Here is a 21,465-nt window from a genome sequence, read left to right on the forward strand (position 1 = left end):
CACCTCATTGCGCGACCAGCGCCCCCTCGGTGCGGACGCCGCGATGCCAGACCTGCGCAATCCGGTCGACCGCGGCGATATCCCGCGCCGGATCGCCCGCCACGACAAGCAGATCGGCCCATTTCCCGGGCTGGACCGTCCCCCGGTCGTCCCAGCGCATCAGCGCCGCCGCCTGGCCGGTGGCCAGCGTAATGGCCTGCAGCGGCGTCAGGCCCGCCGCCACCGTCAGCTTCAGTTCCCGATGTTCGGCGAACCCCGGAATCCGCGTGGCCGACGCGCCGGAATCGGTGCCGAACCCGATGCGGATGCCCGCGCGGTACAAGGTCGCCAGGTTGCGCTGGTTGATCGCCAACGCCTTGCGCGACGCCGCCGTCAGCGGCGCGGCCAGGATCCTGGCCCGCCATGCCGGATCGGCGAACTGGGCGCGCAGGGCGGGGTCCAGCCCGGCGGACAGGAACGGGTCGTCCAGCCATTCCGGATGCTGGGCGAAGACGTAATTGGCCTCGTCCAGATCCAGGGTGGCGATGTACCACGCCCCTTTCTGCTCCATCAGCATGATGAAATCGGGATCGACCGGTTGGTCGCGCACGCCATGGGCGATGATGTCCGCCCCCGCCGCGACCAGCGCCTTCGCATCGGCCAGGTCGTGGATATGCGCCGCCACCCGCAGGCCGCGCTTGTGGGCCTGGTCGATCGCGGCGCGATAGATTGCCGGATCGATCTTGGGATACCCCTTCGCCCCCGGCACGCCGTTGCGGAAATCATCCACCCAGATCTTGACCAGGTCGGTCCCCTCGTCGGCCATCCGGTCCACGGCGGCGCGCGCCTCGTCCGGCGTGGTCGGGCGATAGATCTGGTCGGGCCCCAGATGGAACATCCCCTGCGGCGGCACCCCGTCCGGCGCCCCGATCCCCTGATCGACCCCGAACAGGTCGGCCCCCGGATTGCGCCCCGCATGCTGCTCCGCGCGCAACCGGTCGAACAAAGGCGATGTGTTCAGCCCCAGCGACACCACGTCCAGCACGCCATAGCGCGCGTACTGCCTCATCTGGGCCAGGATGTTGTCCCGCGTGTAATTGGCCGCGTCGTCGCGCGTGCCCTTCACCAGTCCGGTATGGCTATGATCGGAAATCAGCCCCGGCAGAACCGTCAGCCCCGCCAGATCGACCCGCCGCGCACCGGCCGGCACCGCAAACGTCCCGTCCCGCCCCACCGAAGCGACACGCCCGTCCCGCACCAGGATCGCACTATCCGCCACGGGCGCCGCGCCGGTCCCGTCGATCAGGGTCGCATGCTCCAGCAGCACCGGCGTCGCCCCCAACGCCGGCGTCCCGCCCATCACCCATGCCCCCAGCAACCACGCCCCCAGCGACACCGCTCCCCGGAACCATGCGCGCTTCCCGCCGAACCGTGCCGTGACCATCATGCCGCCCGCCTCCCCTTTTCGAACCGATCTCCCACCCCACTGTTCGGCGGTATGGCCGACATGTCCAGAGCACGACGCCCCGGCGACGGCGTCGAAATCCCCGCGGCGATCATTACGACAAGATGGAAAGGAGGCTGCGCATGACGGCGTTTACCGAACGGGTCATCAAATGCTGTCCCGCCGCCTGGCGCTGCATGTTATGTTTTTCGTTATTCTTCTGTGACGATCACGCCGTTCCTCAGCGACGCACAGCAGCGCTTTTCTTTTGTCGGGCAAGGGTGACGAACTCCGCCTTGATCCGGGTAAACAGGCCCGGCGGAATAAAACCATAGGCAAAGACGCCCGCCTTGCCGGGGACGAGCGACACGCCGCCGCTCGGCCATTCATCGACGTTGTGCTCCGAGACGATTACCCAGCTTGGCGCATCATCCAGTCCGATCGCCGCTTTGACCTTCGGCGGAATCTCGATTCCGACCGTATCGCCCGAAGGCGGCGTATGGGTGATGGGCAACAGGACGACATAGCGGGGGCGCATGGCATTGTCGCTGGCCGCGACGAGACAGGCGGGTCGATCCTTGCCCTGCCCCTGCCCCCGCGCGGCTTCATGCGTCCACAGATAATCGCAACGGACGACAAGGCCGGGTTTCGGCTCAGGGAATGACACGCCCTTACTTCAGCAACGCATCAAGATGAGCCTGCTCCGCATCCATTTCGGCCCGCTCCACGGCGGCCAGCACCACCTCGGACACATCCTCCGTCCGATGGGTTCGCTGGGCCGCCGCACGGAGCCAGTCATAATGATCGGCCGACATCAGGACATATTCGCGGCGGCCGTGACGGGTGATCTCGACCGGCTCGCGCTGGGCCTGATGCTGGAATTCGCCGAATTTGCGCTGGAATTCGAGGGCACCGACGATAGGCATGGGTGGGCATCCCGCTGATCAGATGACAATACCCAAATTATACGTATAATACCTCTTCCTCAAGGGTAATCTTGTTCTTCCCGGTCTGACGGATGCTGGCGGCCATGCTGGATGGCCGTACGGAGCAGGCCACCACCCGTGCGACTTGGAATCCAGCCCTGGTGTGAGAATTTCGGCGACAATCGCCGCGCCGCCCGCGTCCAGCGCTATCGCAGCCGCTTCCTGCTGAAAAAACCACAGGGAGACGAGACATCGACGAAGGGGGCGCCGACATAGCCCCGCCGACATAGCCCCCTCGTCTCCGCCCATCCCCTCAGATCATGTAGTCGATCGGCGGCAGCATCTGGTCCATGGTAAAGGCCGGCAGCGAGGAATGGCGCGTGCCCACCGGGCGCGCCGGATTGCCGACCACGGTCGTATAGGGCGGCACCGATTCCAGCACGATCGACCCGGCGCCCACCTTGGCGCCCTCGCCCAGCTCGATATTGCCCAGCACCTTCGCCCCGGCACCGATCAGCACGCCGCGCCGCACCTTGGGATGCCGGTCGCCGACATTCTTGCCCGTGCCGCCCAGGGTGACGCCCTGCAGCAGCGACACGTCGTCCTCCAGCACCGAGGTCTCGCCGATCACGATCCCGGTGCCGTGGTCGAACAGGATGCGCCGGCCGAGCCGCGCCGCCGGATGGATATCGACCGCGAACAGTTCCGACGCCCGGCTCTGCAGATGCAGCGCCAGATAGCGCCGGTCGTTATGCCACAGCCAATGCGCCACGCGGTGGCTCTGCACCGCGTGATAGCCCTTGAAGAACAGGAACGGCGTCGCGTAATTCGCCGTCGCCGGATCGCGCTCGCGGATCGCCACCAGGTCGGCGGCGGCGGCGGCCACGATCTCGGGATCGGCATCGAACACGTCCGTGACCAGTTCGGCCAGCGCGTCATCCGCCACCGACCGGTCGCCCAGCTTGCGGCCGATCAGCGCGGCCAGCCCGTTGGCGAAGCCGGCATGGTTGCGAATGCCCGTCGCCAGCAATCCCCGCACCAGCGGATCGCCGCAGCCCTCGCATCCTTGCGTGATGTCGTCCCACAGCCGGCGCAGGTCGATCTGCGTCAGGGTGGGCTCGGATGCGGAACGGCTCTTGCGGGCATCGGCAAGCGAAATCGGCGAACTATCGGGCATGACGGACCTGACGCAGCAGAGAAAGGCAGGATATGGGACAGCGCCCCGCCCCGGACCAGAGGGCACCTGCCCAGAAAAGATCCCAAAAAGACCCCAAAAGATCCCAAACGAAAAACGCCGGCCCCTACAGCCCCATCGCATGGCGGACGAAGGCCCGGCGCAGCGCGGGCATGCGGTGCACCGCCGCCAGCCCCACATCCCGCGCGCCGCGCAGCAGCGGATTGTCATTGCCGAACAGCCGCTCCAGCATGTCGGTCGCCGCCAGCATCAGCATGTTGGCCGGCCGGCAGCGCGCCTGATAACGGCGCAGCACCTGCGGACCGCCCAGGTCCTCGCCCCGCTCATGCGCCGCGATCAGCAGGTCGGACAGGGCGGTGACGTCGCGGAATCCCAGGTTCAGCCCCTGCCCGGCGATCGGGTGGATGCCGTGCGCCGAATCCCCGACCAGCGCCAGGCGGGTATCGAAATAACGCTGGGCGTACTGGGCCGACAGCGGATAGGTCCAGCGCCGCCCGACCGGCGTGACCCGGCCCAGCCAATCCCCCATCCGGCGCTGGATCTCATGGGCGAAGGCCGCGTCGGGCAACGCCGCCATGCGCTGCGCCACCCCCTCGTCCTCGGACCAGACGATGGCCGACAGGTTCGCATGCCCGGCCGTGGGCGCCATCGGCAACTGCGCGAACGGCCCGGCCGGCAGGAAATGTTCCAGCGCCCGGTTGTGGTGCGGCCGCTCATGCGTCACCGCACAGACGATGCCACGCTGGTGATAGGGCAGGCGCGTGACGGCAATCCGGGCCTGGTCGCGCAGCGCGCTGCGCCGCCCCTCGGCCGCGACCACCAGCCGCGCGCCGAACACGCGCCCCGACCGGGTCCGCACCACCGCGCCCTCGGCCGCGCGGGTCACGCTGGCCTCGTCCGGCGCCATCACGCGGATCGCCGCGGCGTCATGCAGCGAGCGGTTCAGCGCGACACGCAGCGCGCGCGCCTCGATCATCCAGCCGAACGGCTGCGCGGCATCCTGCCGCCCGAATTCCAGATGCAGAGGCGACGGCGCCTCGCCGGGCCGGCCGTCCGACACGCGGATCTCCTCGATCGCGCAGGCCGGCAGCGGCAGATGCGCCCAGACCCCGGCCGCCTCCAGCAGCAGGCGCGACCCGGCGGCGATGGCATAGGCCCGGCCGTCGAAGGCCGGGTCCTCCATCGGCGGCAGGGCGGCACGGTCGATGATCGCGACGCGGATCCCCGCCACCGCCAGGCGGCAGGCCAGCGTGGCCCCGACCGGCCCCGCCCCCACGATGCAGACATCGACATCGTCCACGGCGCGGCCGGAGAATGCATCGCCGGCGGGCCCGGACACGAAGGGGGGGCTCACGAAAGGGGGGATGGTGCCATCGGTCATCGCCGTCATCCTGTGGCGCAATCCCGTCCGCCGGGCAAGCCGGCGGACGGGACAGCCAGAGCCAAGCCCCGCCCCGGCAGGCCGGACGCCGCCCGGCGATTCGGCCGCCACCCCGACCGGCAGCAGAGCTTTCGCCTACAAAACAGGCACGAAATCAGGCACTTCTGTCCCATTGATGGGCATCACGTCCGATCTGGCGGCACGCGGCGCCAACCTTGGACGATGCGGCAAGGTTTTTGTATTGCCGTTCTGTGGAATTGGATCATCATCCGGATCAGGAAACGATTTCTCATCATGCAACAAGGAGACGTGGCGCGATGAAGCTTGTCACAGCCATCATCAAGCCCTTCAAACTCGACGACGTGCGCGAGTCCCTGACTCCCCTGGGCATCCAGGGGCTGACCGTGTCGGAAGTGAAGGGGTTCGGCCGCCAGAAGGGCCAGACCGAAATCTATCGCGGGGCGGAATATCATGTCAGCTTCCTGCCCAAGGTGAAGATCGAGGTCGCGGTGTCCGACGACATCGTGGACCAGGTGGTCGACGTGATTCTGCAATCGGCGCATACCGGCAAGATCGGCGACGGCAAGATCTTCGTCTCCAGCCTGGACAGCGTCATCCGCATCCGCACCCGGGAAACGGGAGAGGACGCGCTGTGACCTTTGCCGCCCCGATGCAGACCTCGATGCAGACCCTGCGACAGACCACGCAGCCCCCGATGCGCCGCCGCCTCTCCCCCGTCGTAACGTCCCCCCTCCTGGCGGCGGCCGCCCTGCTGGCGACGGCCGCGCCCGCCCTGGCGGCCGACGCCCCTCCGCCGATCAACAGCGGCGACACGGCGTGGATGCTGACCAGCACCGCCCTGGTGCTGATGATGACGATCCCGGGCCTGGCGCTGTTCTATGGCGGCATGGTCCGCAAGAAGAACGTGCTGGCCACGCTGATGCAGTCCTTCGCGATCTGCTGCATCATCACCATCGTCTGGATGGTCGCGGGCTACAGCCTCGCCTTCTCGACCGGCACGCCCTATATCGGCGACCTGTCGCGCGTCATGCTCAACGGCATCGGCGCGCATATCGCCAAGGGCGCCGATATCGGCTTCACGCTCGGCCAGGGCTCGTCCAACCCCACGGTGATGACGATCCCCGAGAGCGTCTACATGATGTTCCAGATGACGTTCGCGATCATCACCCCGGCCCTGATCACCGGCGCCTTCGCCGACCGCATGAAATTCAGCGCCCTGTGCGTCTTCACCGTCCTGTGGTCGCTGCTGGTCTATGCCCCGATCGCCCATTGGGTCTGGAGCCCGATCGGCTGGGTCGCGGGCTTCGGCGCCATCGATTTCGCCGGCGGCACGGTCGTGCACATCAATGCCGGCATCGCCGGGCTGGTGGCCGCCCTGGTGCTGGGCAAGCGCCACGGCTACGGCACCGACGACCTGGCCCCGTTCAACCTGACCTACGCCGTCATCGGCGCGTCGCTGCTGTGGGTGGGCTGGTTCGGCTTCAACGCCGGTTCGGCCGTCGGGTCGAACGGCCGCGCCGGCATGGCCATGGCCACCACCCAGATCGCCGCCGCGGCGGCAGGCGTGGGCTGGATGGTCGCGGAATGGATCCGCACCGGCAAGCCGACGGTGCTGGGCATCATCTCCGGCGCGGTGGGCGGCCTCGTCGCCATCACCCCGGCCGCCGGCTTCGTGCTGCCGGGCGGCGCGCTGGCCATCGGGCTCGCCACCGGCGTGGTCTGCTTCTGGTCCGCCACCTCGCTCAAGCACCTGCTGGGCTATGACGACAGCCTGGACGCGTTCGGCGTGCACGGGGTGGGCGGCATCCTGGGCGCGCTGCTGACGGGCGTGTTCGCCTACGGCCCGCTCTCGGCCACCGACGCCAATCCCGCCGGCATCAGCGGCTCGTTCGCGCAGTTCGTCATCCAGGCCAAGGCGGTCGGCGTGACGATCGTCTGGTGCGCCGTCGTGACCTTCATCCTGCTCAAGATCGTCGACCTCGCCATCGGCCTGCGCGTCAGCCGCGAGGACGAGGTCGAGGGGCTGGACATGACCCAGCACGGCGAACGCATCAACTGACGCGGCGCCCCGCGCGGGCATGCTGGCCGGCTGGCCGACCGACTGGCCGATCTGGGGGCTCCACCCCGGATCGGCCTTTTTCTTTCCGTATTCATGTCAAACTGTTATGAAGAATCGTCCAGACCGAACGCCACGTCCGGCACGGCCGCCGGCGCGTGCCGTTCCGCAAACGGAAAGGGTTGCCTTCCTCATGGTTCATGCGATTCGCGGCCGGCTCGCGCTCGGCCTGCTTCTGACCGTTCCCGCCCTCGCGCTGGGGGCGCCGCACGCCCACGCCGTCAGCGCCGCGCAGGCGTGCTACAAGAAATTCAACGCCGAGCGGAAAGCCGGCACCATCAAGGGCCAGACCTACAAGGACTTCAAGGCCACGCAATGCGCGGCGCCCGGCGCGGCCCAAGGCACGGCCGCCGCCCCCGCCACCGCCACGCCCGCCGCCAACATGCCCGCGGCGCCGTCCCCGGCGGCCCAGGCCGCGCCCACGGCTCCGGGCGCGGCATCCCCGCCGCCGGCCGCCCCGGCCGCCGCCCCGATGCCGGCCAAATCCGCCCCCGCCACGGCCGCGGTTCCCGGCAACGCGGTGCTGCCCAACGCGGTCTCGCCGAAATATACCAGCGAAAGCCCCGGCAAGGCGCGGATGCATACCTGCCTGGACCAATACAACGCCAACAAGGCCACCAACGGCAATGGCGGCCTGAAATGGATCCAGAAGGGCGGCGGCTATTACAGCGTCTGCAACGCCCACCTCAAAGGCTAGTGTCCTGCCCGAGAAATTCTTATGAGAATTTCTCGGATCAGCAGGCCACTAAAATATTGATCCCAGTGTCCTCGGGACACTGGGGCATCATCCGACCGGATGGACTCATCCGGTCGGACAAAGATGCTCGATAAAACAATAAATTAGAGCCATATCCGTGAACCCCATATCCGTGAACCAGTGTGAACGGATATGGCTCTACGACCCGATCTGGGGACGATTGCCAACAATGCTGTAAATCATGTATTTTGTCCGACCTTCAGGGAGGAACAAAATGCGGACATTCTCAACGAGCGACCTGTCCCGCAAATCCGGGGACATCATTGCCAGCGCTCTTCAAGGGCCGGTATCGATCAGCCAGCGTGGCAAGCCGCGCCTGGTTGTGTTGAGCGTGGAGCAATACGAGGCCCTGGTGCGCAGTCCGGAGGATCGGATTGCGGGCGCCACTGCGGACCTGCCGGGGCCCCTGGCGCACGATATCGCGACGGCTATCGATGCGCATCTGGCGTCGACCGAATCAACGCAGTGAGCGTCGGTCTGCGACCCGGGACGGTCCTCAGATACCCCTATCTCTGGCATTGGCAGGACGCCCTCTACGCGGGGACACGGTCACCGGACAGTTCAGCGAGGCCTTTATTCGGCCTGTGCTGACCCGGTTCAGGTCTCTTTTGCCGCAGGCCAGGCGCGTGTCTCGCTATCCCTGATGGACAAGATTCACGCGCGCCCCCTTCCATTTGGCGACTGTCTTCGGGTTGATCCCATAGCGCTTCCTTCCGCTCTCGCGAAAAGATTGCACCATCAAATCCCGGGACTGAACATCCAAGCTTCCCCGCCTCCGATGCTCAAGGCGCCGGCCGGACGAACACCCGGCCGGCGCCATAGGACAGCCAGACCGCATGCCGGGCGAACCAGTCCGCGCCCAGCAGCATGTCCACCGGCTCATGCAGGGGCAGCACCGTCAGCACCGGCGCGCGCTCCACTCCCCCGCCCACGCGCAGGCTGCCGAAACGATGCCAGTGATACAGGACGGGCCGCCCGTCCACGCCGCTGGCCTCGCCCCCGGGATCGATCGCCAGCCGGTCCGCCGTCACCCCCAGCCGCGCCGCCGCCGCCTGCGACAGGATGCGCGACCGCGCCCCGCTATCGACCAGCGCCGTCAGCCGCACCCCGTCCAGGACGACCGTCACCGTCAGCCGCTGCCCCAGGCGGGCCGCCGGCAGCTCCGTATAGGCGCCGCGCCAGGCCGGCGCCGGCGCGCACCCGCCCGCAGGCGGCCGCCACAGCGACAGCCGGCCGCCCGGCCCGTCGAATTCGACGTCGAAGCGCGCCAGCACGTCGCTTCCCAGCAATCCTGCGACCGGCGGGACGATCATCGGCTGACCCGGCAGGGCGCCCACCGGCACCGACAGCGCCCCCAGCGCCAGCAGCCCGGTCCGCGCCGTGCCCAGCCGCAGGTCGGGAATGACGATATCGGGCACCACCGCCCCACCCCCGCCCGTCCCCTGCAGGATCGTACGCCGCTGCATATCGACCGGCAGCGCCAGGGCAGCGGCGACCGCCCCGTCGATCAGCCCGCCCTCGGCCCCGGTATCGACCAGCAGGCTGAACGGCCGGCCCGCCACCAGCGCCGGCACCGACAGATAGCCGCCATCATCGCGCAGCGTCAGGCGCGCCAGCAGCACCGGTGCGCAGGACGGCGCCGGCGCGGCCCACGCCGCCTGGCCCGCCGCTGGGCCCGCCGCTGGGATTCCCGCCGACAGGCCGATCGCCAGCACCACCCGGCTCCGCAAACCGCGCACGCATTCCCGCACCTGCCAGATCACATGCTGCCAGATCACATGCCGCCGGATCACACGATCGAGGCGAAACGATCGGTCGCGTCCAGCAGCGCGTCCCGTATCCCGGGCTCCGACACCGCATGGCCGGCATCGTCGATCAGGCGAAACGCCGCCTCGGGCCAGGCAAGATGCAGGTCCCAGGCGGTGCGCATGGGGGTGGCGACGTCATAGCGCCCCTGGATGATCAGCGCGGGAATATGGCGGATGCGCCCGACATCGCGGATCAGTTGCCCCTCCTCCAGCCATCCGTGATGGACGAAGTAATGGTTTTCGATCCGCGCGAAGGCCAGCGCATAATCCGTGTCGCCATGCTGGGCCGACAGCGCCGCCAGCGGCCGCAGGGTGATCGTCTCCCCCTCCCACACGCTCCAGGCGATGGCGGCGCGGACGCGCACCGCCGGATCCGGATCGGTCAGGCGGCGGCGATAGGCGGCGATCAGGTCGTCCCGCTCCGCCGGCGGGATCGGCGCCAGGAAACGCTCCCATTTGTCCGGGAACAGCCAGGACGCCCCCTCCTGGTAGTACCACCGCAATTCGGCGCGCCGCAGGGTAAAGATCCCGCGCAGGATCAGCCCCGTCACCCGCTCCGGATGGCTCTCGGCATAGGCCAGCGCCAGGGTCGATCCCCACGACCCGCCGAACACCAGCCAGCGTTCCGCCCCGCTCAGCGCGCGCAGCCGCTCGATGTCCGCGACCAGGTGCCAGGTCGTGTTGTTCTCCAGCTCGGCATGCGGCAGCGACCGCCCGCATCCGCGCTGGTCGAACAGCAGGATGCGATAGCGCGCCGGATCGAACAGGCGCCGATGGTCCGGCGCGCACCCGCCCCCCGGCCCGCCATGCAGGAACACCACCGGCACGCCGTCCGGATTGCCGCATAATTCCCAATAGACCTGGTGCCCGTCGCCGGTATCCAGATGGCCATGGGCATAGGGTTCGATCGGCGGATAGAGCGTGCGGGCAGATGTCACGAACTTGGCTCCTCTGTCACGGATCCGAGGGGACGCGAATCCGGGGTCACGAATCCGATGCCGCCCCGCCGGCGCGCGGATGGGTGCGGGTCCACACCTCCATCAACTGCGCCTCGTCGGCCAGGGTATAACGCTGGGTGGTCGACAGGCTGGCATGGCCCAGCAGGTCCTGGATCACCCGCAAATCCGCCCCGCCCTTCATCAGGTGCGTGGCAAAGGAATGGCGCAGCGCATGCGGCGTGGCATGCTCCGGCAGGCCGGCCACCTCCCGCCAGGCCCGCATCGCCCGCTGCGCCACCGCGGGCTGCAGCCGCCCGCCGCGCGCGCCCACGAACAGCGGCGCATCGTCCAGCGGCGCCGGATGCCGCGCCCGCCAGTCCGCCAGCGCCCGCATGACGGGCGGCAGCACCGGCACCAGCCGCTCGCGCCCGCCCTTGCCGCGCACCAGCAGCGTGTCGTCGGCAACCCGGGCCCGGTCCAGGTCGCGTATATCCAGGTCCAGCGCCTCGGAAATCCGCAGCCCGCACCCGTACAGCAGCACGAACAGCGCCGCGTCGCGCGACTGCGCCATCGGTGTGGCGGCCAGGTCCGCCACCCCCGGCGCCACCTCCAGCGCCTGCGCCTCGCCCAGTGGACGCGGCAGCGGCGCGCGGGTGCGGGGGGCCGCCAGCAACCCCGGCGCCGGATTGGTCAGGCCATGCCGCCGCGCCAGATAGCGAAAGAAGGACCGCACGGCCGAAACCCGCCGCGCCCGGGTCCGCGCCGCGCGCTCCGGCGTGCCGCGCCGCCCTCCGGGCTTCGCAGACCGGGTCAACCGGGCCGATGCAAGGGCATGCTCATGCGCCAGCCAGGCACGCAGATCCGCCAGCGCCAGCCGGTCCAGCACCGCCAGGTCGACCGCGTCGCCGACATGCGGGCCGATGAAATCCAGAAACCGGTCCAGGTCGCCGCGATAGGCGTCGATCGTCCGCACCGATGCCCGCCGCTCGTCCCGCAGCCAGGACAGGAAGGCGTCGCGCAGCGCCACCCCCTCCATGCGCTCCCCCGTCCGTTCCCCGGTCATGCGCCCCCCATCGCCGGCACCCGGCATCGGCGCCCAAACCGGACAAGACAGAACGCGGCAGGGCGGATAGAAAACCTCATGGCCAGCACGACACTAGACAAACCCGCCCCGGGGCGGAAGCCCGGGGCCGCCGCGCGCCGGCGCGTCTCCGTGCTGCTGCCGCTGCCTTTCCCCGGACCGTTCGACTACGCCCTGCCCGATGACGGCCGGCTGGACGATGTGCGGCCGGGCGAGGTGGTCAGCGTCCCCCTGGGCCGCCGCACGGAAACCGGGGTCGTCTGGGACCGCGACGGCACCCTCCCTCCCGAATTCGCCCCGCCGCCCGGCCGGCCCGTCGCCGACGGACGGCTCAAGCCGGTCATCGCCCGCGCCGGCCTGCCCGCCCTGCCCGCCGCCCTGCGCCGCTTCGTCGACTGGGTCGCGGCCTATACGCTCTCGCCGCCCGGGCTGGTGCTCGCCATGGCGCTGCGCACCAGCCAGTCCGCCCAGGCCGCCCCCGCCCAAGGTCGGGCCCAGGGCTGGGCCCCGGCCGATCCGCCCCCGGCCGGGCTGCGCGACACCCCGGCCCGCCGGCGCGTGCTGGACGTCGCGTCGCGCGACGGGCCGCTGGGCGGCGCCGAACTGGCGCGCCGCGCCGGCGTCGGCGCCGGCGTGGTGCGCGGCCTGGCCGATGCCGGCGCGCTGCGCCCCGTCACCCTGGCGCCCGCTCCCGCCTTCGCCGCGCCCGATCCCGGCCACTGCCCCCCCACCCTGGGCGATCACCAGGCCCAGCCCGCCCAGGCCCTGCGCGACCTGGCGGCGGCGGGCGGGTTCTCCGTCACCCTGCTCGAAGGCGTGACGGGCTCGGGCAAGACCGAGATCTACATGGAGGCGATCGCCGCCTGCCTGGCAAAAGGCCGCCAGGCCCTGGTCCTGCTGCCGGAAATCGCCCTGTCCGCGCAATGGACCGGCCGCTTCGCCCGGCGCTTCGGGGCCGAACCCGCGCTATGGCATTCCGACCTGGGGCCGCGCCTGCGCCGCGTCACCTGGCGGGCGGTGGCCGACGGCACCGCCCGCGTCGTGGTCGGCGCCCGCTCGGCCCTGTTCCTGCCCTTCGCCGAGCTGGGCCTGGTCATCGTGGACGAGGAACATGAAAGCGCCTTCAAGCAGGAAGACGGCGTCACCTACCATGCCCGCGACATGGCGGTGGTGCGGGCGCGCATGGATAACGCCCCGGCCATCCTGGTCTCCGCCACCCCCAGCCTGGAAACCCTGGCCAATGTCGGGGCCGGCCGCTACCGCCACCTGGTCCTGCGCGCGCGCCATGGCGGGGCCGGCATGCCCGACGTGCGCACCATCGACATGCGCGCCCACCCGCCCGAGCGCGGCCTGTTCCTCTCGCCGGTGCTCGCCGCCGCCCTCGATGAAACGATGGGCCGCGGCGAACAGGCCATGCTGTTCCTCAACCGGCGGGGCTACGCGCCGCTGACCCTGTGCCGCACCTGCGGCCACCGGCTGCAATGCCCCAACTGCACCGCCTGGCTGGTCGAACATCGCGCGCGGCGGATCGTCACCTGCCATCATTGCGGCTATCAGGACCCCACGCCCCCGGCCTGCCCTTCATGCAAGGCCGAATCCAGCCTCACCCCGATCGGCCCCGGCGTCGAACGCATCACCGAGGAAGCGCGCGCCACCTTCCCCGATGCCCGCATCCTGGTCATGGCCAGCGACACCCTGCCCGGCCCGGCCGCGACCGCCGACGCCGTGGCCCGCATCGCCCGGCGCGAGATCGACCTGGTGATCGGCACGCAGATCGTCGCCAAGGGCTGGCATTTCCCGCATCTCACCCTGGTGGGCGTGGTCGATGCCGATCTCGGCCTGGGCGGCGGCGACCTGCGGGCGGCGGAACGCACGGTGCAGCTCCTGCACCAAGTCGCCGGCCGCGCCGGCCGCGCCGAGGCCCCGGGCACGGTCATGCTGCAAAGCTACACCCCCGAACACCCGGTGATGCAGGCCCTGGTGCTGGGCGATTTCGAGAATTTCATGCGGCAGGAGGCCGAACAGCGCCGCCCCGGCTTCTGGCCCCCCTTCGGGCGCCTGGCCGCCCTGATCGTCAGCGCCGACACGCCCGAAGCCGCCGACGCCACCGCCCGCGCCTTGGGCGAGGCCGCGCCGCACGGCGACGGGGTGCAGGTCCTCGGCCCCGCCCCCGCCCCCCTGGCCATCCTGCGCGGCCGCCACCGCCGACGCCTGCTGCTGCGCACCCGCCGCGACATCGCCGTCCAGCCCCTGGTCCGCCAATGGCTCGACCGCGTCCCCCCCGACCGCGGCGCCCGGATCGACGTCGATATCGACCCGATCTCGTTCCTGTAGACCGCCCTGTACCCAGTCTATTGGGAGTCTATTGGGACCCAGCCTATTGGGCGGACGCGCTCCGCGTCATGGTCTGGCGGATCAGCCCGTCCACTTCCCGCCCGGCCAGGCTCAGCGCCACCGCCTCGGCGATGCGGATCCCGTCGATCCCGGCCGACAGGATGCCGCCAGCATAGCCCGCCCCCTCGCCGGCCGGAAACAGCCCGGCGGTATTGACGCTCTGCCCGTCCGGCCCGCGCGGAACGCGCAACGGCGAGGATGTCCGCGTCTCCACGCCGGTCATCACCGCGTCCTCCATGGCGAACCCGTCCAGTTCCCGGCCGAACGCCGCCAGCGCCTCGCGCATCGCATCGACGGCGAATGCGGGCAGGCACAGCGCCAGGTCGGTCGGCGTCACGCCCGGGCGATAGGACGGCTCTACCGCGCCCAGACGGGTCGACGGCCGGTCGGCCAGGAAATCGCCCACGCGCTGGGCCGGCGCGCGATAATCGCCGCCTCCGGCCAGATAGGCCTGCCGTTCCCAATGACGCTGGAAGGCAATGCCGGCCAGCGGCCCGTCCGGATAGTCGGCCTGCGGGGTCACTCCGACCACGATCCCGGCATTGGCGTTGCGCTCGGCGCGGGAATACTGGCTCATGCCGTTGGTGACCACGCGCCCTTCCTCGGACGTCGCGGCGACCACCGTGCCGCCCGGACACATGCAGAAGGAATAGACCGCCCGCCCGTTCGACGCGTGATGCACCAGCCGGTAATCCGCCGCCCCCAGCAGCGTGTGCCCCGCCTGGGCGCCGAACCGCGCGGCGTCGATCACCGATTGCGGATGCTCGATGCGCACGCCGATCGAAAACGGCTTTGCCTCCATCGCCACGCCGCCCGCATGCAGCATCGCGAACGTATCGCGCGCGCTGTGGCCGATCGCCAGCACGACATGGCCGGTCTCCACCACGCCGCCATCCGCCAGCCGCACGCCCGCGACCCGCCGCCCGTCCGGCCCGGCCTCCACCAGCACCTCCTCGACCCGCGTGCCGAAGCGGTATTCACCGCCCAGCGCCTCGATCTCGGCCCGGATATGCTCGACCATCGACACCAGGCGGAACGTGCCGATATGCGGCTTGGACAGGTACAGAATCTCCTCCGGCGCGCCGGCCCGGACGAATTCCGCCAGCACCTTGCGACCGTAATGGCGCGGATCGCTGACCTGGCTGTACAGCTTGCCGTCCGAAAACGTGCCCGCCCCGCCTTCGCCGAACTGGACGTTGCTCTCGGACGTCAGCACCGACCTGCGCCACAGCGCGAACGTGTCGACCGTACGCTCGCGCACGATCTTGCCGCGCTCCAGGATCAGCGGTCGCAGCCCCATCTGCGCCAGCACCAGCCCGGCCAGCAGCCCGCACGGCCCCGCGCCGATCACCACCGGGCGGCGATAACCGGCACCCGCCGCCAGCCGCGCCCCGTCATCCAGCACGAAGCGATAGGTCATGTCCGGCGCCGGCGCGACATGCCGCGCGCCGGCCAGCCGCGCCAGGACCGCCGCCTCGTCGCGCACCGCGCAATCCACGGTATAGACCAGGACGACCGCCCCCCGCCGCCGCGCGTCATAGCCGCGGCGGAACACCCCATGTTCCAGCAGGTCGCCCGGCGCAATGCCCAGCCGCCGGACGATTTCCGCCTCCAGCGCCTCGGGCGGGTGGTCGAGCGGAAGCCTGATTTCGGTCAGTCGGATCATGAAACGGGGTCCTATCACGCACGCCGCCCCCGATGAAAGCACGGCGACGCAACACGGGACTCGCCCCGCGCTCGGCGCGTCTGATACAGAGGCCACCCCAGAGTCGGCTTATCAGAGTCGGGTCATCAGAGTCGGGAACCCATGGCCGAGCCGCACGACCATCCGCACGCGCATCACCACGACCACGGGCATCACCACATGCATGGGCATGGGCATGGACATGCCCACGCTCCCGCCTCGTTCGGCACGGCCTTCGCCATCGGCATCGCGCTGAACCTGGCCTATGTCGCGGCCGAGGCCGGCTGGGGCGTCGCGTCCCACGCCCTGACCCTGCTGGCCGATGCGGGGCATAATTTGTCCGACGTGCTGGCCCTGGCCGCCGCATGGCTGGCGCAGCGCCTGTCGCGCCAGGCCCCCAGCGCCGACTATACCTACGGCCTCCGCCGCTCCTCGATCCTGGCGGCGCTGGGCAACGCGGCGGCGTTGCTACTGGTGACCGGCGGCATCGCGTGGGAATCGATCCTGCGCCTGGTCACGCCCGCGGCCGTGCCGGGCGGCACCATCATGGCGGTGGCCGGCGCCGGAATCCTGGTCAACGGCATCACCGCCCTGCTGTTCCTGCGCGGCGGCGACGACCTGAATATCCGCGGCGCATTCCTGCACATGGCCGCCGACGCGCTGATGTCGCTGGCCGTGGTGATCGCCGGGGCGATCATCCTCTATACCGGCTGGCTCCGGGTCGATCCGGTCATCAGCCTGGTGGTGTCGGCCACCATCGTCGCCGGCACCTGGTCCCTGCTGCGCGATTCGCTGGACATGGCGCTGGACCGCGTGCCGCGCGCCATCGACCGCGCGGGGGTCGAGGCCTATCTGCGCGCCCTGCCCGGCGTGACCGACCTGCACGACCTGCATATCTGGCCGATCAGCACCACGGACACGGCGCTCACCGTCCATCTGGTGCGCACGACCTGCCTCACCCATGCTCCGCCCGCCGACGACACGCTGCTCAGCGACGCGGCCGAGACGCTGCGCCTGCGCTTTCGCATCGGCCATACGACCTTCCAGATCGAAACCCAGTCCGACGCCGCCCGCTGCGTCCTGGCCGACCCGGCGACGATCTGATCCATGCCGCATATCAGCAAGAACGCCCTGGCCTGGACCAGCCTGGGCGTCAGCATCGCCGCCCTGGGGCTGAAATACGCCGCCTGGCGGGCCACCGGCTCGATCGCGCTCTATTCCGACGCGCTGGAGACGATCATCAACGTCGTCGCGGCCGTCGCCGGCCTGTGGGCCCTGCGCATCGCCAGCCGCCCGCCGGACGAAAACCACACCTACGGCCATTACAAGGCCGAATATCTCTCGGCGGTGGCCGAGGGCGTGCTGGTGCTGCTGACGGCGCTGGCCATCGGGCGCGAGGCCTGGATCGACTGGCTGCACCCCGCCCTGCCCCGCGCCCCCCTTGCCGGCATCGCGCTGAACGGCTCGGCGGGCCTGTTGAACCTGGCCTGGGCGCTGGTCCTGCTCCGCTCGGGCCGGGCCCGGCGCTCGCCCACCCTGGTCGCCGCCGGCCAGCACGTGATGTCCGACGTCTGGACCACGGTCGGACTGGTCTGCGGCTTCACCCTGATCCCACTCACCGGCCTGACATGGCTGGACCCGGCGCTGGCCGCGCTGATCGCGCTGAACGTGCTGCGCGTCGGATGGATCATGATGCGCCGCTCGATCGCCGGCCTGATGGACGAAGCCCCCGACCCGGACACGCTGACGGTGATCCGCAACGTCATCGCCGCCAGCGGCCACGGCGCGATCGAAGCACACGATCTGCGCGCCAGGATCGTCGGCGCGATGGCCTTCGTCGAATTCCACCTGGTCGTCCCCGGCACCATGAGCGTCAACGCGGCGCATGAGATCTGCGACCGGATCGAGGCCGCGCTGCGCGCCCGGATCGGCCAGGCGCTGATCCACATCCACGTCGAACCGGACCGCAAGGCCAAGCGTTGCGGCATAACCATTCCGTAACCCACGTGCCCGGCACAACCCAGCATCCGGCAGGAAGCGGGCATGCCCCGCTCGTTCCAGTGGAATCGGCGGGGCAATCCGCGTAAAGGGGGCACATGTTGCCAAATCGTTTCCCCGTCCCGCCCCGGGCCGGGTCCTACCGCCCCAGGCAAGAGCGATGAAGACCGACCTGACCGAGCTGCGCATCCGCCACATGCGCCATCTGCGCCGCTCCGCGCGGGTCACCACGGCCCAATGGCGGCGCAAGATCGTCTATTGGGCGGCCGCGATCCTGGTCGGCCTGGTGGCGGTGGGTTTCGCCGCCGCGGCGGATCAGGCCGCCGCCCTGCGGACCCGCATGATCGCCTGGGACCCGTGGATCATGCTGGCGATCACCCCGGCCGGCCTCGCGCTGTCCAGTTGGCTGACCCGCACCTGGTTCCGCGGCGCCCAGGGCTCGGGCATCCCCCAGACCATCGCGACCCTGCATCTCGATGATTTCGCCGTCGTCGACCGGCTGCTGTCGCTGCGCATCGCCTTCGGCAAGATTCTGCTGACCACGCTGGGCCTGCTGGCCGGCGCCTCGATTGGGCGCGAGGGCCCGACCGTGCAGGTCGGCGCCGCGATCATGCACGCGTTCGGACGCTGGCTGAACCTGTCGGCGGTGGGGATGCGGCGCGGGCTGATCCTGGCCGGCGGCGCCTCGGGCGTCTCGGCCGCCTTCAACACGCCGCTGGGCGGGATCGTCTTCGCGATCGAGGAACTCAGCCACTCCTTCGAACAGCGCACCAGCGGCACGATGCTGACCGGCGTCATCCTGTCCGGCGTCACCGCCATCGCGCTCATCGGCAACTACACCTATTTCGGCCATACCGACGTCGTGGTCCCGATCGGCATCAGTTGGATCGCCGTGCTCGCCTGCGGCATCCTGGGCGGCCTCAGCGGCGGCGCCTTCTCCGCCATCCTGATCCGCAGCGCCTCCGGCCTGCCCGGCCTGCTGGGCCGCTTCGTCACCCGCCAGCCCGTGGCCTTCGCGGCATTCTGCGGCCTGATCCTGGCGATCATGGGTCTGGCATCGGGCGGCATCACCTACGGCACCGGCTACGCCCAGGCGCGCGAGATCATCGCCGGCCAGACCCACTACCCGGCCTCGTTCTTCATCCTGAAATTCATCGCCACCATCGTGTCCTACTGCTCGGGCATCCCCGGCGGACTGTTCGCGCCGTCGCTGGCCATCGGGGCGGGGATCGGCGGCTGGGTGGCGCAGTACCTGCCCCACACCACGCCGGGCGCGGTCGTGCTGCTGGGCACGGTGGCCTATTTCTCCGCCGTCGTGCAGGCCCCCCTGACCGCGACCGTCATCGTGATGGAGATGTGCGACAACCAGCAGGTCACCCTCGCCCTGCTGGCGACGTCGTTCCTGGCCTACGCGGTCTCGCGCATGGTCTGCGGCCACTCGCTCTACAGCGCCCTGGCCGAGAAATTCCTCGTGGTGGTGGAAAGCACCGCCGAACCGATCGCCGAGGCCACGACGCCGCCGCGCGTCCCCGCCGTCACCGGCCCGTAAGGGGGACAGGCTCCCTCACGGGCCCGCCCCTCACTTCGACGCCAGGTCCACGATCCCGACCTGCCCGTCCTCGGTGCCGAACCCCAGCGCGCTGCCGTCGGGGCTGAAGGCCAGGGCCGAGACCGCACCGCCCCCGCCGCCGCGCACCGGCAGCACGCGCTGCGCCGCCGCATCCTCCAGCAGGATCGTGCCGTCGGCGAACCCGGCCGCCACGATCTCATGCACCGGATGGCACGCGACCCGCCGGCAGATCACCCCCGGCAGCCCCGCCAGTTCCGAGGGCGGCTTGCCCATCGGGCCACCCCCGAAGAACGGCCACATCACCACGCTGTCGGCCCCCCCGGTCACCAGCCACTTGCCAGTGCGCGAGAACGCCATGGACTGCACCTTCGCCGGATAGCCGCTCATGCGCATGTTATGCCCGTCCGACAGGCGCCAGCCATGCAGGTCGTTTTCCTGCATGGCCGTCACCAGCGCCTCGCCGCCCGGCTGGATGGCGATTCCGGTATGGCTTCCCTTCCAGTCCAGCCGCCGGGGCGTGTCAACCTTGGCATGCACGAACCACAGCGACGCGCCGTTGTAATGCGACGCCGCGATCCGCTTGCCCTTGGCGTCGAAGACGATGCCGCTGACGGTCGAAGGATGCTCCAGCACCTTCAGCGTCCGCGTACCCGCCGCGTCGCGCAGTTCCACCTGCTTGCCCGCGGCAAAGGCGATCACCCCCGATTTGCCGTCCGACCAGCTTGCCACATGCTCGATCCAACGCCGGCCGCGCGCCAGGTCCGTAACCGCCCCGTCCGCGCCGACCCGGCGCAACGCGCAATCGTCCCCGCCGGTCAGGAACCCGCCCGGCGCCGCATCGGGCACCAGGGACAGGATCGCGCCGTCATGCACCGTCAGCACCTGCCAGGCCGCGGCATCGCCGAAATCCTCCCGCGCGGCCAGGACGACGTCGCCCTCGCCGGTCGCGAACGCGAAACGCCGGCTGTCGCGCGACGCCGCGCAGGCCGTCACATGCCCGTCCACGCCGCGCACCGCCCCGCGCGTCTCCAGCAGCCCCGCCGGCACGCCCCGATCGGCCACCTTGCCGCTCATCGTATCGCTCATTGCGCGCGGCAGCTTTCAAAACCCCGGCGCAGGCGCGGGCGATTGAGGTTCCGGCCGATGAAGACCAGCCGCGATTCCCGCGCCTCCCCCTCCCTCCACGGCCCGATGAACCCGCCATCGGCCATCATGTGCACCGCCTGGAAGGCAAAGCGCCGGTCCTCGCCCGCATAATTCAGGATTCCCTTGGCCCGCAGGATATCCGCCCCCTGCTCCTGCAGCAGCGCCCCGATCCAGGCCTGGAACTTCGCCGCATCCAGCGGCTCCTCCACCGCATAGGAGACCGAGGTCACGTTCTCCTCATGCGCATGGCTGGTATCCTCCAGGAAGCGCGGCGCATGCTCCAGCGCCCGCTGCAGGTCGAACCCGCCCTGGTCCAGCACGTCAGTCAGCGCCACGCCGCCCCGCTGCGCCCGATGCAGCCGCGCCACCGCGTTGATCGTGCGGATGCGCGCCTCGATCGCCGCCAGCCCCGCCTCGTCCACCAGATCGACCTTGTTGAGGATGATCACATCGGCGAACGCGATCTGGTTCACCGCCTCGGGGCTCTCGTCGAGCGTCTGCAGAACGTTCGCGGCATCGACGACGGTGACCACCGCATCCAGCCGCGTCCTGCCCCGCACGTCCTCGTCGACGAAGAATGTCTGCGCGACCGGCGCGGGATCGGCCAGCCCGGTGGTCTCGACGATGATGCCGTCGAACTTCCCCCGCCGCTTCATCAGGCTGCCCAGGATGCGGATCAGGTCGCCCCGCACCGTGCAGCAGATGCAGCCGTTGTTCATCTCGAACACTTCCTCGTCGGCATCCACCACAAGGTCGTTATCGACGCCCAGCTCCCCGAACTCGTTGATCACGACGGCATATTTCCGCCCATGCTCCGCGGTCAGGATATGGTTGAGCAACGTGGTCTTCCCGGCCCCCAGAAAGCCGGTCAGCACCGTCACGGGCACCAGGGCGTCGCGATTCGCCTGCTGGGTTTCAGACATGTCGTCTCCTGTCCATGCATCCATCGATGCCTGCATATAGGCCCGCCGGCGCGCCCGTCCCATCCCCCCGGCCTCGGAAAGTCGTATTTCAAAGTCGCCCCGAC

The 21,465-nt window shown here is 69.9% G+C and carries 19 protein-coding genes; 8 read left to right on the forward strand and 11 right to left on the reverse strand.

The annotated features are described in order from the left end of the window. Window positions 1–4: 4 nt before the first annotated feature. The 5 genes from QN315_RS02790 to QN315_RS02810 all read right to left on the reverse strand — a co-directional run bounded on the left by QN315_RS02790 (window position 5) and on the right by QN315_RS02810 (window position 4,925). On the reverse strand, window positions 5–1,339 hold the full coding sequence (locus QN315_RS02790) for an amidohydrolase family protein (RefSeq protein WP_323993794.1): 1,335 nt from the start codon (window positions 1,337–1,339) through the stop codon (window positions 5–7). A gap of 325 nt (window positions 1,340–1,664) precedes the next feature. Further along, entirely contained in the window at window positions 1,665–1,961 is a 297-nt protein-coding gene (locus QN315_RS02795; protein ID WP_323991399.1) for a hypothetical protein, read from the reverse strand. A 133-nt stretch (window positions 1,962–2,094) separates the two neighbouring features. Further along, window positions 2,095–2,349, reverse strand: coding sequence for a type II toxin-antitoxin system prevent-host-death family antitoxin (locus QN315_RS02800; RefSeq protein WP_323991400.1), 255 nt, complete (start codon window positions 2,347–2,349; stop codon window positions 2,095–2,097). A 313-nt stretch (window positions 2,350–2,662) separates the two neighbouring features. Next, window positions 2,663–3,526: a serine O-acetyltransferase gene (gene cysE / locus QN315_RS02805; RefSeq protein ID WP_176640314.1), complete on the reverse strand. Its 864-nt coding sequence runs from the start codon at window positions 3,524–3,526 to the stop codon at window positions 2,663–2,665. Window positions 3,527–3,650: 124 nt separating this feature from the next. Further along, window positions 3,651–4,925, reverse strand: a complete 1,275-nt coding sequence (locus tag QN315_RS02810; protein ID WP_323991401.1) for a UbiH/UbiF/VisC/COQ6 family ubiquinone biosynthesis hydroxylase — start codon at window positions 4,923–4,925, stop codon at window positions 3,651–3,653. 317 nt (window positions 4,926–5,242) lie between these two features. Here QN315_RS02810 and glnK point away from each other — a divergent pair, with 317 nt between their 5' ends. The 4 genes from glnK (at window position 5,243) to QN315_RS02830 (ending at window position 8,288) form a co-directional block, all read left to right on the forward strand. After that, the gene (gene glnK / locus QN315_RS02815) at window positions 5,243–5,581 is read left to right on the forward strand and encodes a P-II family nitrogen regulator (RefSeq protein WP_012226274.1); all 339 of its coding nucleotides are present in this window, start codon (window positions 5,243–5,245) and stop codon (window positions 5,579–5,581) included. A 59-nt stretch (window positions 5,582–5,640) separates the two neighbouring features. Beyond that, the gene (locus QN315_RS02820) at window positions 5,641–7,005 is read left to right on the forward strand and encodes an ammonium transporter (RefSeq protein ID WP_323993797.1); all 1,365 of its coding nucleotides are present in this window, start codon (window positions 5,641–5,643) and stop codon (window positions 7,003–7,005) included. Window positions 7,006–7,195: 190 nt separating this feature from the next. Then, a complete protein-coding gene (locus tag QN315_RS02825; RefSeq protein WP_323991402.1) occupies window positions 7,196–7,759 on the forward strand; it encodes a hypothetical protein in 564 nt (187 codons plus the stop codon). 274 nt (window positions 7,760–8,033) lie between these two features. After that, complete coding sequence (locus tag QN315_RS02830) at window positions 8,034–8,288, forward strand: type II toxin-antitoxin system Phd/YefM family antitoxin (protein WP_323991403.1); 255 nt, start codon at window positions 8,034–8,036, stop codon at window positions 8,286–8,288. Window positions 8,289–8,601: 313 nt separating this feature from the next. Here the strand turns inward: QN315_RS02830 and QN315_RS02835 are convergent, their stop codons facing one another. Genes QN315_RS02835 through QN315_RS02845 form a run of 3 tightly spaced genes read right to left on the reverse strand, consistent with a single transcriptional unit; the run spans window position 8,602 to window position 11,601 of the window. Beyond that, the gene (locus QN315_RS02835; RefSeq protein WP_323991404.1) at window positions 8,602–9,597 is read right to left on the reverse strand and encodes a pepsin/retropepsin-like aspartic protease family protein; all 996 of its coding nucleotides are present in this window, start codon (window positions 9,595–9,597) and stop codon (window positions 8,602–8,604) included. Between the two features lie 11 nt (window positions 9,598–9,608). Next, on the reverse strand, window positions 9,609–10,565 hold the full coding sequence (pip, locus tag QN315_RS02840) for a prolyl aminopeptidase (protein ID WP_323991405.1): 957 nt from the start codon (window positions 10,563–10,565) through the stop codon (window positions 9,609–9,611). A 46-nt stretch (window positions 10,566–10,611) separates the two neighbouring features. Continuing rightward, entirely contained in the window at window positions 10,612–11,601 is a 990-nt protein-coding gene (locus QN315_RS02845; RefSeq protein WP_323993800.1) for a tyrosine recombinase XerC, read from the reverse strand. Between the two features lie 105 nt (window positions 11,602–11,706). On the opposite strand from QN315_RS02845, the gene QN315_RS02850 reads away from it, so the two are divergent. Continuing rightward, on the forward strand, window positions 11,707–13,980 hold the full coding sequence (locus tag QN315_RS02850) for a primosomal protein N' (protein ID WP_323991406.1): 2,274 nt from the start codon (window positions 11,707–11,709) through the stop codon (window positions 13,978–13,980). Window positions 13,981–14,023: 43 nt separating this feature from the next. Here the strand turns inward: QN315_RS02850 and QN315_RS02855 are convergent, their stop codons facing one another. Beyond that, window positions 14,024–15,706: an NAD(P)/FAD-dependent oxidoreductase gene (locus tag QN315_RS02855; protein ID WP_323991407.1), complete on the reverse strand. Its 1,683-nt coding sequence runs from the start codon at window positions 15,704–15,706 to the stop codon at window positions 14,024–14,026. 141 nt (window positions 15,707–15,847) lie between these two features. On the opposite strand from QN315_RS02855, the gene QN315_RS02860 reads away from it, so the two are divergent. The 3 genes from QN315_RS02860 (at window position 15,848) to QN315_RS02870 (ending at window position 19,271) form a co-directional block, all read left to right on the forward strand. Continuing rightward, entirely contained in the window at window positions 15,848–16,828 is a 981-nt protein-coding gene (locus QN315_RS02860; protein WP_323991408.1) for a cation diffusion facilitator family transporter, read from the forward strand. 3 nt (window positions 16,829–16,831) lie between these two features. Further along, window positions 16,832–17,725, forward strand: coding sequence for a cation diffusion facilitator family transporter (locus QN315_RS02865; RefSeq protein ID WP_323991409.1), 894 nt, complete (start codon window positions 16,832–16,834; stop codon window positions 17,723–17,725). 157 nt (window positions 17,726–17,882) lie between these two features. Next, window positions 17,883–19,271, forward strand: coding sequence for a chloride channel protein (locus QN315_RS02870; protein ID WP_408904574.1), 1,389 nt, complete (start codon window positions 17,883–17,885; stop codon window positions 19,269–19,271). Window positions 19,272–19,301: 30 nt separating this feature from the next. On the opposite strand, the gene QN315_RS02875 is transcribed toward QN315_RS02870, so the two are convergent. Continuing rightward, entirely contained in the window at window positions 19,302–20,366 is a 1,065-nt protein-coding gene (locus tag QN315_RS02875) for a WD40 repeat domain-containing protein (protein ID WP_408904575.1), read from the reverse strand. 8 nt (window positions 20,367–20,374) lie between these two features. Then, the gene (locus QN315_RS02880) at window positions 20,375–21,361 is read right to left on the reverse strand and encodes a GTP-binding protein (RefSeq protein ID WP_323991412.1); all 987 of its coding nucleotides are present in this window, start codon (window positions 21,359–21,361) and stop codon (window positions 20,375–20,377) included. Window positions 21,362–21,465 lie beyond the last annotated feature (104 nt).

The organism is Nguyenibacter sp. L1 (assembly GCF_035199985.1).
GTDB classification, from domain to species: Bacteria; Pseudomonadota; Alphaproteobacteria; order Acetobacterales; family Acetobacteraceae; genus Gluconacetobacter; species Gluconacetobacter vanlangensis.

Coding starts and splice junctions, on each gene's coding strand:
- QN315_RS02880 (WP_323991412.1), bottom strand. CDS start 21,361: ATGTCTGAAACCCAGCAGGCGAATCGCGACGCCCTGGTGCCCGTGACG.
- QN315_RS02860 (WP_323991408.1), top strand. CDS start 15,848: ATGGCCGAGCCGCACGACCATCCGCACGCGCATCACCACGACCACGGG.
- QN315_RS02865 (WP_323991409.1), top strand. CDS start 16,832: ATGCCGCATATCAGCAAGAACGCCCTGGCCTGGACCAGCCTGGGCGTC.
- cysE (WP_176640314.1), bottom strand. CDS start 3,526: ATGCCCGATAGTTCGCCGATTTCGCTTGCCGATGCCCGCAAGAGCCGT.
- QN315_RS02850 (WP_323991406.1), top strand. CDS start 11,707: ATGGCCAGCACGACACTAGACAAACCCGCCCCGGGGCGGAAGCCCGGG.
- QN315_RS02830 (WP_323991403.1), top strand. CDS start 8,034: ATGCGGACATTCTCAACGAGCGACCTGTCCCGCAAATCCGGGGACATC.
- glnK (WP_012226274.1), top strand. CDS start 5,243: ATGAAGCTTGTCACAGCCATCATCAAGCCCTTCAAACTCGACGACGTG.
- QN315_RS02870 (WP_408904574.1), top strand. CDS start 17,883: ATGAAGACCGACCTGACCGAGCTGCGCATCCGCCACATGCGCCATCTG.
- QN315_RS02855 (WP_323991407.1), bottom strand. CDS start 15,706: ATGATCCGACTGACCGAAATCAGGCTTCCGCTCGACCACCCGCCCGAG.
- QN315_RS02810 (WP_323991401.1), bottom strand. CDS start 4,925: ATGACCGATGGCACCATCCCCCCTTTCGTGAGCCCCCCCTTCGTGTCC.
- QN315_RS02875 (WP_408904575.1), bottom strand. CDS start 20,366: ATGAGCGGCAAGGTGGCCGATCGGGGCGTGCCGGCGGGGCTGCTGGAG.
- QN315_RS02845 (WP_323993800.1), bottom strand. CDS start 11,601: ATGGAGGGGGTGGCGCTGCGCGACGCCTTCCTGTCCTGGCTGCGGGAC.
- QN315_RS02825 (WP_323991402.1), top strand. CDS start 7,196: ATGGTTCATGCGATTCGCGGCCGGCTCGCGCTCGGCCTGCTTCTGACC.
- QN315_RS02820 (WP_323993797.1), top strand. CDS start 5,641: ATGCGCCGCCGCCTCTCCCCCGTCGTAACGTCCCCCCTCCTGGCGGCG.
- QN315_RS02800 (WP_323991400.1), bottom strand. CDS start 2,349: ATGCCTATCGTCGGTGCCCTCGAATTCCAGCGCAAATTCGGCGAATTC.
- QN315_RS02790 (WP_323993794.1), bottom strand. CDS start 1,339: ATGGGCGGGACGCCGGCGTTGGGGGCGACGCCGGTGCTGCTGGAGCAT.
- QN315_RS02795 (WP_323991399.1), bottom strand. CDS start 1,961: ATGCGCCCCCGCTATGTCGTCCTGTTGCCCATCACCCATACGCCGCCT.